The organism is Mahella australiensis 50-1 BON, assembly GCF_000213255.1.
Taxonomy (GTDB): Bacteria; Bacillota; Clostridia; order Mahellales; family Mahellaceae; genus Mahella; species Mahella australiensis.
In genome coordinates this window covers 2,117,322-2,132,606 of sequence record NC_015520.1, presented here as the reverse complement: position 1 = coordinate 2,132,606, position 15,285 = coordinate 2,117,322, and the positions used below count along the sequence as shown (strand labels likewise).

Annotated in this window: 18 protein-coding genes and 1 tRNA gene; 15 read left to right on the top strand and 4 right to left on the bottom strand. The window is 43.0% G+C overall.

The features are described from left to right. The first annotated feature begins 31 nt into the window (after nucleotides 1–31). Complete coding sequence (locus MAHAU_RS09985) at nucleotides 32–883, top strand: hypothetical protein (RefSeq protein ID WP_013781608.1); 852 nt, start codon at nucleotides 32–34, stop codon at nucleotides 881–883. On the opposite strand, the gene MAHAU_RS09980 is transcribed toward MAHAU_RS09985, so the two are convergent. Both MAHAU_RS09980 and argF read right to left on the bottom strand, forming a co-directional pair. Beyond that, nucleotides 870–1,367, bottom strand: a complete 498-nt coding sequence (locus MAHAU_RS09980) for a GNAT family N-acetyltransferase (protein ID WP_013781607.1) — start codon at nucleotides 1,365–1,367, stop codon at nucleotides 870–872. The two genes, MAHAU_RS09985 and MAHAU_RS09980, sit on opposite strands and share 14 nt — an antisense overlap. Before the next feature lie 13 nt (nucleotides 1,368–1,380). After that, nucleotides 1,381–2,343, bottom strand: coding sequence for an ornithine carbamoyltransferase (argF, locus tag MAHAU_RS09975; protein ID WP_013781606.1), 963 nt, complete (start codon nucleotides 2,341–2,343; stop codon nucleotides 1,381–1,383). A 153-nt stretch (nucleotides 2,344–2,496) separates the two neighbouring features. Here argF and MAHAU_RS09970 point away from each other — a divergent pair, with 153 nt between their 5' ends. From MAHAU_RS09970 to MAHAU_RS09930, 9 genes are all read left to right on the top strand, one after another. Beyond that, complete coding sequence (locus MAHAU_RS09970; RefSeq protein WP_013781605.1) at nucleotides 2,497–3,465, top strand: type II CAAX endopeptidase family protein; 969 nt, start codon at nucleotides 2,497–2,499, stop codon at nucleotides 3,463–3,465. Nucleotides 3,466–3,484: 19 nt separating this feature from the next. Then, nucleotides 3,485–3,853, top strand: a complete 369-nt coding sequence (locus MAHAU_RS09965) for a response regulator (RefSeq protein WP_013781604.1) — start codon at nucleotides 3,485–3,487, stop codon at nucleotides 3,851–3,853. A gap of 58 nt (nucleotides 3,854–3,911) precedes the next feature. Further along, nucleotides 3,912–4,418: an FHA domain-containing protein gene (locus tag MAHAU_RS09960; protein ID WP_083809892.1), complete on the top strand. Its 507-nt coding sequence runs from the start codon at nucleotides 3,912–3,914 to the stop codon at nucleotides 4,416–4,418. Further along, on the top strand, nucleotides 4,419–5,684 hold the full coding sequence (locus MAHAU_RS09955) for an FtsW/RodA/SpoVE family cell cycle protein (protein ID WP_013781602.1): 1,266 nt from the start codon (nucleotides 4,419–4,421) through the stop codon (nucleotides 5,682–5,684). After that, on the top strand, nucleotides 5,671–7,068 hold the full coding sequence (locus MAHAU_RS09950; RefSeq protein ID WP_013781601.1) for a peptidoglycan D,D-transpeptidase FtsI family protein: 1,398 nt from the start codon (nucleotides 5,671–5,673) through the stop codon (nucleotides 7,066–7,068). The genes MAHAU_RS09955 and MAHAU_RS09950 overlap by 14 nt, the downstream gene beginning before the upstream one ends. A 12-nt stretch (nucleotides 7,069–7,080) precedes the next feature. Next, the gene (locus MAHAU_RS09945) at nucleotides 7,081–8,031 is read left to right on the top strand and encodes a D-2-hydroxyacid dehydrogenase (protein WP_013781600.1); all 951 of its coding nucleotides are present in this window, start codon (nucleotides 7,081–7,083) and stop codon (nucleotides 8,029–8,031) included. An 81-nt stretch (nucleotides 8,032–8,112) separates the two neighbouring features. Continuing rightward, complete coding sequence (locus MAHAU_RS09940) at nucleotides 8,113–8,616, top strand: hypothetical protein (protein ID WP_013781599.1); 504 nt, start codon at nucleotides 8,113–8,115, stop codon at nucleotides 8,614–8,616. A 71-nt stretch (nucleotides 8,617–8,687) separates the two neighbouring features. After that, nucleotides 8,688–8,772 (top strand) — tRNA-Tyr (locus tag MAHAU_RS09935). A gap of 60 nt (nucleotides 8,773–8,832) precedes the next feature. Continuing rightward, nucleotides 8,833–9,342: a ferritin family protein gene (locus MAHAU_RS09930; protein WP_013781598.1), complete on the top strand. Its 510-nt coding sequence runs from the start codon at nucleotides 8,833–8,835 to the stop codon at nucleotides 9,340–9,342. 3 nt (nucleotides 9,343–9,345) lie between these two features. Here the strand turns inward: MAHAU_RS09930 and MAHAU_RS09925 are convergent, their stop codons facing one another. Continuing rightward, nucleotides 9,346–10,245, bottom strand: a complete 900-nt coding sequence (locus tag MAHAU_RS09925) for a M14 family metallopeptidase (protein WP_013781597.1) — start codon at nucleotides 10,243–10,245, stop codon at nucleotides 9,346–9,348. Nucleotides 10,246–10,307: 62 nt separating this feature from the next. Then, nucleotides 10,308–11,048, bottom strand: a complete 741-nt coding sequence (gene ymfI, locus MAHAU_RS09920) for an elongation factor P 5-aminopentanone reductase (protein ID WP_013781596.1) — start codon at nucleotides 11,046–11,048, stop codon at nucleotides 10,308–10,310. A 253-nt stretch (nucleotides 11,049–11,301) separates the two neighbouring features. On the opposite strand from ymfI, the gene MAHAU_RS09915 reads away from it, so the two are divergent. The 5 genes from MAHAU_RS09915 to glgA all read left to right on the top strand — a co-directional run bounded on the left by MAHAU_RS09915 (nucleotide 11,302) and on the right by glgA (nucleotide 15,281). Then, nucleotides 11,302–12,096, top strand: coding sequence for a family 1 encapsulin nanocompartment shell protein (locus MAHAU_RS09915; protein ID WP_013781595.1), 795 nt, complete (start codon nucleotides 11,302–11,304; stop codon nucleotides 12,094–12,096). A 1-nt stretch (nucleotide 12,097) separates the two neighbouring features. Then, on the top strand, nucleotides 12,098–12,427 hold the full coding sequence (locus MAHAU_RS09910) for a ferritin family protein (RefSeq protein WP_013781594.1): 330 nt from the start codon (nucleotides 12,098–12,100) through the stop codon (nucleotides 12,425–12,427). Nucleotides 12,428–12,556: 129 nt separating this feature from the next. After that, nucleotides 12,557–13,138 carry an anthranilate synthase component II gene (locus tag MAHAU_RS09905; RefSeq protein ID WP_013781593.1) on the top strand — a complete coding sequence of 194 codons (582 nt, stop codon included), beginning with the start codon at nucleotides 12,557–12,559 and terminating at the stop codon, nucleotides 13,136–13,138. Continuing rightward, entirely contained in the window at nucleotides 13,135–13,821 is a 687-nt protein-coding gene (locus MAHAU_RS09900; protein ID WP_013781592.1) for a TVP38/TMEM64 family protein, read from the top strand. Before MAHAU_RS09905 ends, MAHAU_RS09900 begins: the two co-directional genes overlap by 4 nt. Before the next feature lie 32 nt (nucleotides 13,822–13,853). Next, the gene (glgA, locus tag MAHAU_RS09895) at nucleotides 13,854–15,281 is read left to right on the top strand and encodes a glycogen synthase GlgA (protein WP_013781591.1); all 1,428 of its coding nucleotides are present in this window, start codon (nucleotides 13,854–13,856) and stop codon (nucleotides 15,279–15,281) included. Nucleotides 15,282–15,285: the final 4 nt, after the last annotated feature.

Below are 15,285 nucleotides of genomic sequence, written 5' to 3'. Positions count from 1 at the left end.
GTTGTTGAAACGATGTGAAAGGGGAAAGTCTATGAGCGATGTTTTTCCATGCACCGAGGTTGGCGGTGTACGGTTACCTAGAATGATAATAGGCACTAATTGGATATTGGGATACAGCCACACCACATCTGCGGCCGATATGCTTATAAAACACAGGAATGCCACTGCCGAGGCTATTGCTGATATGCTGGAAGTGTTTTTGCGGAGCGGTGTGTATGCTATAATGGCTCCATTTGGGGGCAATCAACATTTGATCGATGCTGTGAAATTAGCTGAGGATCGTACCGGCAGAGGCATGATAATTATAGATACGCCTATAATCAATGTGGATAACAATGTCGTGGCCAGAAAGGAAGCAGAAAAAGTTATAGCCGATTCTCGTAAGCTCGGCGCTACATTTTGCTTGCCGCACCACACGTCCGTAGAGCAGTTGGTTAGCAAAAACAAACAAACTATAGAAAGACTGCCGGATTATCTTAAGATGATACGGGATCAAGGCATGATACCAGGGCTTTCATGCCATATGCCGGAGTTAATCATTTATTCTGATCTCAATGGGTACGATGTTGAAACGTATATACAGATATATAACTGCATGGGATTTTTAATGCAGGTTGAAGTGGAGTATATCAATAAAGTCATTTGGAATGCAAAAAAACCGGTCATGACCATAAAACCGATGGCGGCAGGACGTGTAAGCCCATTTGTGGGGCTTACATTCGTATGGCATACCATACGGCCGTGTGATATGGTAACGGTGGGCTGTCTGACGCCTCAGGAAGCGAAGGAAGACATAGAAATATCGTTGGCCATACTTGAGGGACGGCCTCCTATGATAGAAGGCCGAAACAGCCCGAATAAAACAGTGATCATGAAGGACTGACCGCTTCGGCTTGTTGTTGCAGCGGTTTACGCAGCAAAGCGCGTATATAGCCGGTATCGTCGGATGTGGAAACCACATAATAGCCCATATGCTGATAAAAGCCTATAAGATGTTTCATTTTTAAGGCAGTATGGAGGACTATGGCGGTGGCCCCGTTTTTTTCGGCGTCCTGCTCTAAAGCTCTCATTAAGGCGGTGCCGGCTCCGTATTTTTGATAAGCCGGCCGTACGCCAAAACGGCTCAAATAAGCGGTGCCGTCGGCTTTTATCTCATAGCGTATGGTACCTACCGGTATGTTGCCCAAATGCGCTATCAAAACGCGTTTGCATTCTATGTCACGCTTTATATCCTCTACCGTTTCGCATAAAGCGGCCACTTTGGTATCTGTGTTGAGGTCTTCCTGGTATTTTGTGAAGGCCTCCTGTATAATATCATAAATGGATGCCGCATCATCTAAAGTGGCCTTTCTAACTATGATTTCCATAACAATCCTCCTTTTATGCCATCAAAAGCGCCATTATGGCTTTTTGAGCGTGTAATCTATTTTCGGCCTCGTCGAAAATGGCCGACATCGGTCCGTCTATAATAGCGTCGGTTACCTCTTCGCCGCGATGAGCCGGCAGGCAATGCATGAATATGGCGTCTGGCTTCGCCAATTGCCAAAGGGACTCGTTCACCTGATAATTCTGCATAGCCTTTTTGCGCTCCTGCGTTTCTGCCTCTTGCCCCATACTGGCCCATACATCGGTATAGACCACGTCGGCACCTTCTATAGCCTCTGCCGGGTCTGTCGTTATTGTTATATGACTGCCCGATAGCTGTGCATCGGTCTTAGCGGCTTTGACTATATCATCATCAGGCATATAACCCTCCGGGCATGCCAGCGCTATATCCATATCTACCTTGGCGCAGCCGAACATAAGCGAATGAGCCATGTTATTGCCATCTCCTATGAATGCCAGTTTCAAGCCTGAAAATCTTTGCTTTTTTTCATATACGGTCAATAAATCAGATAACACCTGGCACGGGTGCAAGAGGTCTGTCAGGCCGTTTATAACCGGTATAGAGCTGTAATGGGCCAAATCCTCGACGTCCTTTTGCTTGAACGTGCGTATCATGATGCCGTCTAAATAGCGTGATAAAACGCGGGCGGTATCAGCGATGGTTTCACCCCGTCCTAGTTGCAGATCATTGCTGCTCAAAAAAAGCCCGTAGCCACCTAATTGGTAGATGCCCACCTCAAATGACACGCGCGTGCGCGTTGATGATTTCTGAAATATCATGCCCAGCGTTTTACCTTTGAGCAACGGGTGCGGTATACCGGCTTTTGACTGAGCCTTAAGCTTTAATCCAAGGCTTAGTATTTGATATACCTCGTCTTGTGTAAGGTCATGTATCGATAACAGGTCCTTATGGCTAAAAGCAGTTTCTGCTTTATATTCGTAAAGGTTCAAATCCATTATTTTATCCTCCGAAAACGTACGCGTTTAATATATTAATAATTATACATAATGATGCATAAAAATGCAAATAAAAATTTTGCTTCTTTATCGTACAACATAAATGTAGTATAATATCACTAAATGCATATAGACGGGAGTATCAAGCTTATTATGGAAAGCAGCATCACTAAAAGACCGACGGTATTAGGCGTAAACATATTGTTCTTGATAGTAGTGATTTTATTTTTTACTGTGGGAGCTATGGCTCAGCAATATGATATTTACATGGGCTTGTTGATAACCGAGTTTGGTATAATACTAGCGTCATCCCTGATTTATGTAGGTTCGCAAAGAATGCCTATAAAAGATGTTATGCGGTTAAATCCCATAACATGGCGGCAAGTCGTGATCATCGTGCTAGTGGCCGTGAGTGGTTATGGGGTGGTAACATTTCTATCGCTTATATGGATGTATGTGCTGGATTTGGCTGGACAACTCCTCCCGCAGCCTATACCTGTCATCGATACCGGAAGGGCGTACTTACAGGCACTGGCTATCATAGCTGGTTCGGCAGCCATATGCGAGGAAACTTTGTTCAGAGGGGTGATATTGAGAGGCTATGAGGTTTACGGGGGACGTAAAGCTGTAATCTACAGCGGCATATTATTTGGCCTTATGCACGCTAACATACAGAATTTCATAGGGCCTATATTCCTCGGCATAACCATAGGCTATATGGTGTATATTACCGATTCTATATTTTCGGGAATGATAGCGCATTTTATAAATAATGCGGTAGCTGTAACGCTGTCGTATATAGCTACTATATTGGCTGGGACGATGGGCGAAGAGGAGATAGCCCAATCGTTGGCCGATCTGCCTGCTTCTCAATTATGGGTTACTATGGGCGTGTATGCAATAATAGGTTTTGCTTCGTTGATGTTATTCATATGGTTTCTAAATATGTTGAAGGATACAACAGCGAATAAAAGGACACATATTCCTGCGGCTGGGAATATTGAACACCCTAAATTTGTTCATTTTATACCGCTTATGATAGGGATAATATTTATAGCGGCTGAACTGGTGTTGCAGCTAATGATGATTTTGGGGATAATAGATTTAAATAGTGTTTTATAGTAAAAGAAAGGGGTTCTTAATGGATAATTTGACGTTTTTAGTGGTGGATGACTCGGCTTTTATGCGCAAGGTCGTGAAAGATATGCTTATGGAAAACGGCTATGATAAAATATTTGAAGCCAGCAATGGCGTCCAGGCTGTCGAAAAAGCTGCACAGGTCAAGCCGGACATCGTAACGATGGATATAACCATGCCTGATATGGACGGTATACAGGCGGTCAAAGAGCTGCTTAAAGTAAGTCCCAAATCCAATATAATAATGTGCTCGGCATTGGGGCAAAGAAATATGGTGTTAGAGGCCATTAGAAGCGGGGCTAAAGAGTATGTGGTCAAACCATTTGAGAAATCCAGGCTAATGGAGGCTATACAGCGCGTGATGTATTCTTAGCGCAGTGCTGATTTGAAACAAATGCGGCAGCGTGCTATAATAAGGCAGGTAAAATTTTATGATTTGGGGGATGATAGTAATGAGGGCCGACCTCTATGAAGTAACTGCGCTGAGCAGCCGTTATATATTTATAATACTCATATATATCATCCTGTATCGCACCATAAAGGGTATAAAGATGGAATATGCGTTGGCCGCTGCCGGAGCTGCTAAACCTTCTATAGAGCCATCGTATGGCATATTATCAGTGGCGGAATGTCTTGACGGTGTTTCTACTATATGGGCAGGCATGGAATTTCCTATAAAGGAGTGGAATACTATAGGCAGAAGCAGAGATAACTATATAATTATAGATAGAGATGATGTATCAAAACAGCACGCTGTTATATATGTGGAAGATAAAAAAATATATATAGAAGATAGGCACAGCAAAAATGGAACGTTTGTTAATGGCAAAAGAGTCAAAAAAGCCACCCGCATAAGAGATGGTGACTCCATCGCCATAGGCCCTGTGATGTTCATGGTAAAAACCCCATCTATAGCCAAAAACCAGGAGATAGGGTAAATGACTTATCGAGTTAGAAGCAGGGCATGGGATATATTGATAACTATAATAGCATTTAATCTCGCAGGGTTTATATTGCTGGCTTTTAGATCGTCGCCTATAGATGATCAGGCGCTATATATAGCTGCATTTACGTCGGCGGTATATGTGATATCTTATATTATCGTAATAAGCTTTTTTAAGCAATGCGATGAGTATATAATGTTGCTCATATTTGCTCTGAGCAGTATAGGTTTCATTATGCTGTATAGGTTGGATGCACAAACCGCCATACGGCAGGTACAGTGGTTCGTGCTCGGCATATCGGTTTTTTTTGTCATGCTGATATTGTCTCGGTATATGCGTGGTTTAGACCGATACTTTCATATTTATGCCGTAGTGTCGGTGGTATTGCTGTTATTGCCCATGATAATAGGCACGATGAGGGGCGGCGCTAAAAACTGGATAGAAGTGGGCGGCTATACCGTTCAGCCCTCAGAATTCGTAAAATTGCTTTTTATTTTAGCAATGGCATCTATACTAAAAGAGAAAAGGAGCATAAAAGAGCTGTTGCCGTTGATGGCTTTTGCAGCCATATGTATGTTTATACTGGTATTAGAGAACGATCTCGGTACTATGGTCATATATTTTGCTGTTTTTGTTATAATGCTCTATGTAGCCACCTCCAATATCATTTACGTTTTTGGCAGCTTTATACTGGCAGGTGCAGTCGGTTACGTGGCATATCTGACCTTGGGGCATGTTAGGACAAGGGTAGAGGCATGGCTTAATCCTTGGGCAGATGCGACAGATCGCGGTTATCAGATAGTACAATCGCTGATAGCCATAGGATCCGGCGGGTGGCTTGGATCCGGATTAGGTTTAGGTCAACCATATATAATACCGGCCGCTAAGACCGATTTTATATTCGCTGCTATCGCCGAAGAATTTGGCATATTGATAGCTGTGGCGATTATAGCTATGTATTTTATCCTCATTTACAGAGGAATGAAAATAGCCTTGAGCTCGAATGATCCGTTTAATGCGCTGATAGCGATAGGTGCGGCTGCTATGTTGGGATTTCAAACCTTTGTTATCATAGGAGGCGTTATAAAGCTTATACCCCTTACCGGGGTGACGTTGCCGTTTGTCAGTTATGGTGGCAGTTCTATGGTGGCCAGTTTTATGCTAGTGGGCATTATGCAAAGTACGGTTATCCAGCCTAAGTCTTCCAATGGGGTTTATCCGGAGGAAATAATAGGAGAACGCTACAGTGAATCGTATTAAGAGAAATACCAAACAGGTGTTGGTCGTTTTTGCAGCCGTATTTATACTATTAATGGGATACCTGTTGTATACTTATTTTTTCCAAGGTAATAGGCTGGCCAACAGCTATTATAATAAACGCATAACGCAGAAAAGCCGGGATGTGGTATGGGGCGATATAAAAGACAGAAATGGTGAAATGCTTGCTGTAAGTCGACAAAGGAACAATCAATGGGTAAGGGATTATCCGCATGGAGCGGTGACTGCACATGTAGTCGGATATGTGGATCCGAAACTTGGTCGGGCCGGTATAGAGAATTCTCAAGCCACCTATCTTTTGGGTTTGAATAATGGCGTACTTGAACAGGCCGTACAACGTTTCGTATTCCATGAATTGCACGGTAATAACATTATATTGACGCTGGATTATCGTTTGCAGAAGGCAGCTTATGATGCGCTGGGCAATAGACGGGGTGCGGTGGTGGCTATGGATCCGCGCACAGGCGAAGTGCTGGCGATGGTGAGCAAACCGGACTTTGATCCGAATAATCTGGCTTCATTGAACGATAAGGATGTATTATATAATAAGGCGTTGCAGGGCACATATCCGCCGGGTTCTACCTTTAAAGTGGTAACGCTGGTATCGGCTTTGAAAAACATACCAGATATAGATTCGCAAACTTTTACATGTAAGGGATATATAAATGTGGGAAATTATAAACTCAGATGCTCGGGCAATAAAGCGCATGGACAACTGAACATAAATGAGGCATTAGAGGTGTCGTGTAATACCACATTTGCCAGTATAGGATTACAGCTTGGCGATAAGCTTTTGTCACAAACCGCTAAAACATTTTTATTCAATAAAACGTTTACATGGGATGACATGACGGTATACGCCAGTAATTTTCCGAAAGAAGAGCATATAACTGACGATGAGCTGGCTAAGAATGCCATAGGTCAAGGCAAAGTGACGGTGACCCCCATGCACATGGCCATGATAACATCAGCTATAGCCAATGATGGAGATATAATGCAGCCGAGACTTGTCAAGGCAGTGGAAAACAGCAGGGGGCGTATCATACGGCGCTTTAGTCCAAGGCGCTATGCTCATGTGATAGATAAGCCCATAGCTGACGAGATAACCGATATGATGGTATCGGTGGTAACCGATGGAACTGGCAAATCTGCACGCATATCCGGTGTCGATGTTGCCGGTAAGACAGGCACGGCGCAAGCTGGGGGCCAACAAGAGGATCATGCGTGGTTTATAAGCTTTGCCCCTGCCGACACTCCATCTATAGCGGTGGCTGTTATAGTGGAGAATGCCGGTACAGGAGGTATTCAGGCCGCTCCTATAGCTCGCAAGGTAATGGAGCAGGCTTTGATATTAGGATATAAGTAAAGGAGAGTATTGATGCATAAGTTGGTTGTTTTTAGGGATATTGACGATGAGTATATAGACGAAATAAGAAGAATAATTCCCGGCTGGGAGATCACGTTTGCTGTTGATGATAACTGCGAGATTTCATTGAAAGATGCTGAAATACTGCTGGGTTGGGATAAGCGTGCCGCTGAGCAATGCCTGTATGATGGTACGCCGCTCAAATGGGTACAGACATGGAGCGCCGGGGTTAACGACATGCCGTTTGACGCATTTAAGAAATACGGTATAATACTTACAAATGCCAGCGGCGTTCACAGCGTGCCTATATCTGAAACGCTTATAGGTATGATGCTGGCCTTTGCTAGAAAAATAAATACATATATACGAAATCAAATGAATAAAAAGTGGGATCGTTCGTATAATGCCGATGAATTGTTCGACAAGACAGCAGGTATATTAGGTGTAGGGTCTATAGGGCTGGAAGTGGCCAGATTGGCAAAAGCGTTGGGGATGAGGACGCTGGGATTTCGCTATTCGGGTAAACCTGCCGATTACGTGGATGAGATGTATGGGCCTGCCAATTGGGAAGAATTGCTTAAGAAAAGCGACTATGTCATAAATGTATTGCCTTTGACCAAAGACACATTTCATATAATGAACGAAGAGCGTTTCAAAATTATGAAGCCGACGGCTTATTACTTAAATGCCGGAAGGGGGTCCACTCATGACGAGAAGGCGCTTATAAAGGCATTAAAAGAAAAATGGATAGCTGGGGCCGGGCTGGATGTATTCGAACAAGAGCCACTGCCATTGCAAAGCCCGCTGTGGGATATGGATAATGTCATCATAACGCCGCATACGGCGGGCGATAATGGGCGTTATATTGAAAGGGTTATGAATATATTTATACCTAATTTAAGGGCATATATATATGGTAACGACCAGTTTATAAACAAGATAGATTTGGATAAACAATATTAAGGGATTGACAATACAATTGACAAGACATTAATCTTTCTATATAATATTTCTAGAAATTCTATATAGAAAGGACTTATATACATGAAAACTAAAGATATAGTGCTTGCCGGCATCTTGACGGCTTTTTCCATAATGATACCGTTATGGTTTGGAGGTGTACTGGCTGTAACCATACCACCTTTCTCGGCCACTATAGCCTCTCATGTGCCTGTTATGCTGGCTATGGCTGTCAATCCTTTGGTGGCTGTGGTAGTCGGCTTAGGCTCGGCATTGGGCTTTTTGCTGAAAGGTTTACCGTTGGTAATAGTAGCTAGGGCGGCTATGCATCCGATCTTTGCTTTTGTAGGAGCTCAGCTTGTAAAACGTGGTGTGCCGTTTACAGGAGCATTAGCTGTTACGCTGCCTATACATGCAGGATTAGAGGCATTGGTGGTACTGCCGTTCGGCTTCGATATGTATTCGGCCCTTGTGATAGTGGGCATAGGAACGGCGCTTCACCATGCGGTAGATTCAGCCATATCGTTGGCAGTATATCGCTCGCTTATAAGCGCAAAAGTATTTCCTTCAGTTACCAGGACTGCGTGATAAGCCATAAAAATTTGTGCTATGGCTATTGACTGCAGGAAATAGATATTGTATAATAACAATTGTGACGCGGAGGGGTTCCCGAGTGGCCAAAGGGGGCAGACTGTAAATCTGTTGGCTCAGCCTTCGATGGTTCGAATCCATCTCCCTCCACCAATGAGCCCATAGGCATTCTGCCTGTGGGCTTTTGTTATATATACAGAGAGGTGCGATTAAATGGAATTGGATCAAATAAATGAATTGGAAGCATTACGTATAGCCGTGGAGATAGAAGAGAACGGGTATGAGTTCTATACAAAAGCGATTGAAATGGTATCGGATATAGAAGTAAAAGCCCTATTTCAAAGGCTTGCGAGGGAAGAAAAAGCTCATGCCGCACGCTTCCAAGCCATATATGATAAGTACTTGGCTGATAATCCTGCGGGCAGCGATGAATACATATATGATCCGGAAGTATCTTCTTACCTTAAAGCCATATCGATGTCAGCTGTATTTCCGCCGGTCGGAGAGATAGATGACGTTGTGGAACAGGTGGCGGATATATACGATGTATTGGATTTGGCGCTGCAGGTCGAGAAGGATTCTATATTATATTACAGCGAACTTGCTGCGCATGCAAAGAATCCAGCCGCTAAATCCGCATTTAGCGCCCTTATATCCGAAGAGAGAAAGCACGTTATAGATATACAGCGTCTTTTGGACCTGTTGGACACGGATAGCATATAGCATCTATGTTAAGCTGGCACCATGTAGCATAGTGCCCAGATTCTCACGATATATTTGCGGTAGCTGTGATGTCGGAAGAGGATTTATGCCCATGCCTACTTCTATAGTAAAGCCAGGACGGCGCCAATCCTGTATAAACCAGTCTTTGTAACCGGCGTCGGTGCCGGCGTATCTTATGGGCGTATATCCGCTCAATGTGCTGAAATATGTTGCTATGGCTTGTGATTCGGGAGGTTCCAGGCCTCTGTATCCCCAATATATTACTCTCCCTTGAGAGTGATATGCTATAATTAAATTCGGGTTATGATATCGTGTAAAATCAGCTACGGCTCTGGATTCAGGTTCCGATTCCGGGGCTGAGCCTGAATAATTTGCAGGGCCCGGTCCGACTGGACCTCGGCTTTTTTGCTCATACCAATGCGCGTTATATTGATGATTCAAATCCACGCCGCGTATGTTGGCTTTCCAGTTGCTGAAATTCGTGCTGTAATTGTTCCATCTTAACACCTGCTCATAAAAAGGATTGCTTGTATCGATGCCATGTATGACCAAATCCACGCCATCGGGATTTACCATTGGTGTCAGCCATATAGTCGTATGGTTGAATAAATACCGTATATCCCATCCAAGGATGGTGGTACCTGTTTGATAGGCTTGAGCATAACTTTCAGCAAACTGCATCAATAAAGGAGCTGTTATCCATTCGTTGGCATGATGGCAGCCGTTATAGTATACCTGCCTTTGTCCTATGCCTATGCTTAAGGTGTAAATCTCCTTTCCTAAAACCGAGATACCTATGATGTTACTTTGTATAATAGGATATGCTGATTTAAGCGCTTCTAGGTCAGAAACCATGGTCTGATAATCATATGGTACATCGGTGCGTACTATTTGAGAATTCATATTTTACCATTCCTTTATGCTTTTAAGTTATATCTCCTTTGTTCATTTTATGATATAAGCGCCTAGAATATTCCACCATCTGCTGCTATTATCTGACCCGTTATATATGAGGATTTTTCAGAGGCCAAGAAGACGGCTAAAGCTGACACTTCCGAGCACTTCCCCAAACGTTTCATGGGTATTTGGTCCAGCGTTATCTGCTTATCTTCGGCGGACATCCATTTGTTCATATCGGTGTCTATAGCGCCGGGTGCTATGGCGTTTACGCGTATGCCACATGCGCCTAGTTCTTTTGCTAGCGCCTTCGTGAAGGCGTTTATACCGCCTTTAGATGCTGAATATACTGCTTCACATGCTGCTCCTACATTGCCCCATATGGACGATATGTTTATTATGCTGCCGCTTTGGCGAGGTAACATATGCCTTAGGACAGCATGACAGCAATTCATAGTGCCTTTGAGATTGGTGTTCATGATATTGCCCCATAAATTTATGTCGGTATCAATAAAAAGACCTATATGCGAAATTCCTGCATTATTGACCAATATATCGATTTTGCCCAGCTTTTGTATGATATCATCCAGCATTTGCCGCACCGATTCATAATCGCTTACATCAGCCATTATCGTTATGCCGTATCTGTTGGCTTGGCGTACGGCATGTAGGGTTTCTATGGCGCCGGCTTCATCGGTTTTATAATTTATGGCTACAGAAGCGCCGGCCTTGGCCAATTCAATGGCTATTTGACGCCCTATGCCGCGTGAGGCGCCAGTTACAAGCGCTGTTTTACCGCTTAATTCCATTTTTACTCCTTTCGGTTTGGATGAATTTGCTTATAAAGCAATAATATTATAACACAACGACCGTGGAGTGGTATATAAAGATAATATGGAGCGAACTGCTTGGTTGCCTGCTTATATTAATGGGTATGATAGTTGCAGAAATAAGAAGGCCTATTATGAAAGAGAATTGAAATTTATACTGGAAAATTATTAGCGGATGATATATAATATTAAATAGATACAGATATCATACATAGGATAGGAGGTAAATAAAATGGCTGATTATTTATTGCGAGACGATGCTCCGCTGACGAAGGAGCAATGGGATGGCATTGATAAGAGTGTAGTAGAGAGCGCTAAAGCTGTGCTGGTAGGCAGGAAGTTCCTTCCTTTATTTGGCCCTGTCGGTGCTGGTACTTTTGTGGTACCAAACGGAGAGGCTAATGAAGGAGCGGGTATGAAGTTTGTAAGACTGAACATGCTTTGCCGCGATTTTGTTTACGGATGGAGAGATATTCAGTATTTTGAAGAGAACAACTTGCCTCTGGATACCGGAAAGGTCTTTAGCGCTGCTGCTATGTTGGCTGCGGATGAGGACAAGCTTTTATTCTACGGAGATACTGAAAAAGGAGCCGAAGGCATATTGACGGTCAACGGCAAATTATCATATGCGAGAAACGATTGGCAGAAAGGCAGCGCATACGATGATGTGGTGGCGGCGCTTGCGCTTTTAAGGAGCCATTATCAATTTGGCCCTTATGTTATGGTTACAAGTCCACCATTATTTGCAGCGCTCAATAAGGTATATAAGGATACGCCTTATCTGGATGCCGAAAGGATAGAGAGGCTTGGAGTCAAATTGTATCAATCTCCTGTACTGAAAGATGAAGATGCTTTCATTGTATCGGCCAATGCGCAGAATATGGATCTTGTTATCGGTCAGGATATTATAACAGCATTTGTGGAAACCGCCGACATGAATCATCGCTTCAGAATATTGGAGATACTAGGCTTGAGAATAAAACGTCCGGACAGCATAGTTGCGTTAACTTGCAAGGAGGTGCAGTGATATGGCATATGGAAATGGTTCTGCTGCTAACAGCGGTAGCAAATATAAGACGGAAGGCTTAGAGCAGTTCTTGATATGGATTAGGGAAGATATAGCGGGGGAAATAGATGCTACAGATAATTATCAGTATCACATCGACTCTATAGATATCCCGGAAATAAAAGAAATCCTTGCTCATATAAGAGACGAGGAAAAGGAGCATATTGCTGAATTGACGCATCTGCTTCAGAGATTTGATCCGGTTCAAAATCAAAAATTTGAAGAGGATCATTTTGAGAATGAAGCATCTTCTAAAGCCTCATCCGGCGGATTTACGGTAGGTAATGTATGATGGAAAAGGAGAGAGCGGTCGAAGTCGTTCTCTCCTTTTATATATAAAACATATGTTTTGAATTGTTGCGCCCATTCATAAAAAATGTTAGAATAAATGCATAATAGACGAGACGAGAGGAGATTAGCTATGTTGTTGATGATCGACAACTACGATTCTTTTACTTATAACCTGGTACAATATTTCGGCGAATTGGGGCAGGATATAAAAGTATACAGAAATGATGCCATAACATTGGACGAAATAGAACAGATGCAACCCGATATGTTGGTTATATCGCCCGGCCCTTGCACACCTGACAAGGCAGGTGTAACTATGGATGCTATAAGGCGGTTTGCTGGACGGATACCTATATTAGGCGTATGTCTGGGTCATCAAGCCATAGGACAGGTATTTGGGGCAAGGGTGATTAAAGCGGCCCAACCAGTGCACGGTAAAACATCTTTTGTGCGACATGATGGGCGGACTATATATAAAGGCATTGATAATCCGCTCCGTGTTTGTCGCTATCATTCGCTGGTGCTTGAACCGAACAGCATACCGGATGATCTCGAGGTTACGGCTACTACAGAAGATGAAGAGATTATGGGTATAAGGCATAAGCATTACATTATAGAAGGGGTACAGTTTCATCCCGAAGCTATATTGACCCATCAGGGTCGAGAGCTTTTAAGTAATTTTATAGGTATGGTTAAATCGCTTAAACGATGAAAAAAAATATATTTCTGAAGATACTGCCACTTGTCTTACTTATTGTTGCCATCATCATCGCTATGGTATTCCTTGCTCAGCCCTTTATCGAATTGGTACGCGATGCCGATAGATTTCGCCTGTGGATACAGGGCTACGGCAGCATGGGATTTGCAGTGTTTATCATAGTACAGGTATTGCAGGTCATAGTATTTATAGTACCCGGAGAAGTGGTTCAGATAGCAGGAGGCTATTTATATGGGACGCTCTTGGGTACGCTTTTGTCATCCATAGGAATAACAATAGGCTCGCTCATATGTTTTGGGTTGGCCAGATTGCTTGGGCGTAGAGCTATAGAGAGTATTATAGGGTGCGAGAGGGTTCATAAATTCGATGATTTTATAAACCAGCCTAAGGGCGAGGCCTTATTATTTCTTATATTTCTTATACCCGGTTTGCCGAAGGACGTGCTGGCTTATGCAGCGGGTCTTTCGCCTATACGGTTCCGTAATTTCTTTATTATAACGTTTATAGCCAGGCTACCCGGTATACTGATTTCAGCCTATTGGGGTTCTAATATAGTCGAGAGAAATTACTGGCTGTTGGCTGGTATTGCTGTTATAGCGGCGATTCTCTTTCTTTTAGGTATATTTAAAGGCAGGGCTATTTTGGAACGAATCGATAAAAAATTGCGCGATTCATAAAACCTATTGCAAAAATAGAAAGGTGATAAAGAATGAACGTCTTATTTGCAACATCTGAGGCTGAGCCATTCATAAAAACAGGAGGCCTTGCTGATGTTTCATATGCATTGCCCAAATACCTCAAGCGCATGGAGGTGGATGTTAGAGTGGTGATGCCGAAATATAAAAACATAAAGGTGCCGGCGGAAGACCTTAATTTCGTAAAATGGTTTATGGTGCCGGTGGGCTGGCGCAATCAATATTGCGGTATCTTTGAATATAACGTCGACGGCGTGACATATTACCTTATCGACAATGAGTATTATTTCTTGAGAGACGGATGCTACGGATATGACGATGAAGCCGAGCGGTTTGCATTTTTTGATCGCGCGGTGTTGATGCTGCTTAAAGAAATACACTGGAAGGCCGATATTATACATTGCAATGATTGGCAAACCGCGATGGTGCCGGTTCTATATAAGATTCAGTATCAATATGATCCATTTTACAGCGATATAAAGACGGTATTTACCATACATAATCTGGCATATCAGGGCAATTTTGATCCCAATATATTATCGGATCTTTTCGGCTTAGGACAAGAACTCTATTATAACGGCACTTTGGAATTCTATGGCGCCGTCAGTTTTATGAAGGGAGGCATAAGCTTTGCCGATGAAATAACCACCGTAAGCAAAACCTATGCCGAGGAGATACAGACGCCACAATATGGAGAGCGCATGGACGGTCTTTTGAGAAGTCGCCGCGATCACCTTCATGGCATAATAAACGGTATAGACTATGAAATATATGATCCTGCCGTAGATAAATATATATTCAAAAATTATGATGTGGAAACTGTCAAAACAAGGACAGAAAATAAATTAAAGCTTCAAAAGCAACTGGGTTTGAGTATAGATGAACATATGCCGATGATCGGCATGATATCAAGGCTGACATGGCAGAAGGGTGTAGGGCTTATAGAGGCGGCAGCACATGATATGCTTAAAATGGGCATCCAATTGGTGGTGCTGGGTACCGGCGAACATAATGCCGAATGGTTTTTCAGAAACCTTGAGCGCATGTATCCAGGGCAGGTATCGGCCAATATATTATTCGATGATGTGTTGGCACATAAGATATATGCCTCATCGGATATCTTCCTTATGCCATCTTTGTTCGAGCCGTGCGGATTAAGCCAGCTTATAGCCATGCGTTACGGAAGCCTGCCGCTGGTTCATGAAACGGGTGGTCTTAAAGATACCGTAAAACCTTATAATGAATTTACTGGCGAAGGTACTGGATTTAGCTTTGTGTCATATGACCCACTGACTTTAACAAAAATTTTAGACATGGCGCTGAAATACTATCGTTATGATGAAGAAATATGGTATAATATAGTTGTACAGGCGATGAATTGCGACAATAGTTGGCAAAATTCTGCCAGAGAGTACATGGAGTTATATAAAAGCATAACTTAATGGA

Bases quoted from the DNA above. Each gene is read 5' to 3' on its own strand.
- MAHAU_RS09915 (WP_013781595.1), top strand. From the start codon at position 11,302: ATGGCTGATTATTTATTGCGAGACGATGCTCCGCTGACGAAGGAGCAA.
- MAHAU_RS09970 (WP_013781605.1), top strand. From the start codon at position 2,497: ATGGAAAGCAGCATCACTAAAAGACCGACGGTATTAGGCGTAAACATA.
- MAHAU_RS09900 (WP_013781592.1), top strand. From the start codon at position 13,135: ATGAAAAAAAATATATTTCTGAAGATACTGCCACTTGTCTTACTTATT.
- MAHAU_RS09940 (WP_013781599.1), top strand. From the start codon at position 8,113: ATGAAAACTAAAGATATAGTGCTTGCCGGCATCTTGACGGCTTTTTCC.
- MAHAU_RS09960 (WP_083809892.1), top strand. From the start codon at position 3,912: ATGATTTGGGGGATGATAGTAATGAGGGCCGACCTCTATGAAGTAACT.
- glgA (WP_013781591.1), top strand. From the start codon at position 13,854: ATGAACGTCTTATTTGCAACATCTGAGGCTGAGCCATTCATAAAAACA.
- MAHAU_RS09955 (WP_013781602.1), top strand. From the start codon at position 4,419: ATGACTTATCGAGTTAGAAGCAGGGCATGGGATATATTGATAACTATA.
- MAHAU_RS09980 (WP_013781607.1), bottom strand. From the start codon at position 1,367: ATGGAAATCATAGTTAGAAAGGCCACTTTAGATGATGCGGCATCCATT.
- MAHAU_RS09985 (WP_013781608.1), top strand. From the start codon at position 32: ATGAGCGATGTTTTTCCATGCACCGAGGTTGGCGGTGTACGGTTACCT.
- argF (WP_013781606.1), bottom strand. From the start codon at position 2,343: ATGGATTTGAACCTTTACGAATATAAAGCAGAAACTGCTTTTAGCCAT.
- MAHAU_RS09925 (WP_013781597.1), bottom strand. From the start codon at position 10,245: ATGAATTCTCAAATAGTACGCACCGATGTACCATATGATTATCAGACC.
- MAHAU_RS09910 (WP_013781594.1), top strand. From the start codon at position 12,098: ATGGCATATGGAAATGGTTCTGCTGCTAACAGCGGTAGCAAATATAAG.
- MAHAU_RS09945 (WP_013781600.1), top strand. From the start codon at position 7,081: ATGCATAAGTTGGTTGTTTTTAGGGATATTGACGATGAGTATATAGAC.
- MAHAU_RS09905 (WP_013781593.1), top strand. From the start codon at position 12,557: ATGTTGTTGATGATCGACAACTACGATTCTTTTACTTATAACCTGGTA.
- ymfI (WP_013781596.1), bottom strand. From the start codon at position 11,048: ATGGAATTAAGCGGTAAAACAGCGCTTGTAACTGGCGCCTCACGCGGC.
- MAHAU_RS09930 (WP_013781598.1), top strand. From the start codon at position 8,833: ATGGAATTGGATCAAATAAATGAATTGGAAGCATTACGTATAGCCGTG.
- MAHAU_RS09965 (WP_013781604.1), top strand. From the start codon at position 3,485: ATGGATAATTTGACGTTTTTAGTGGTGGATGACTCGGCTTTTATGCGC.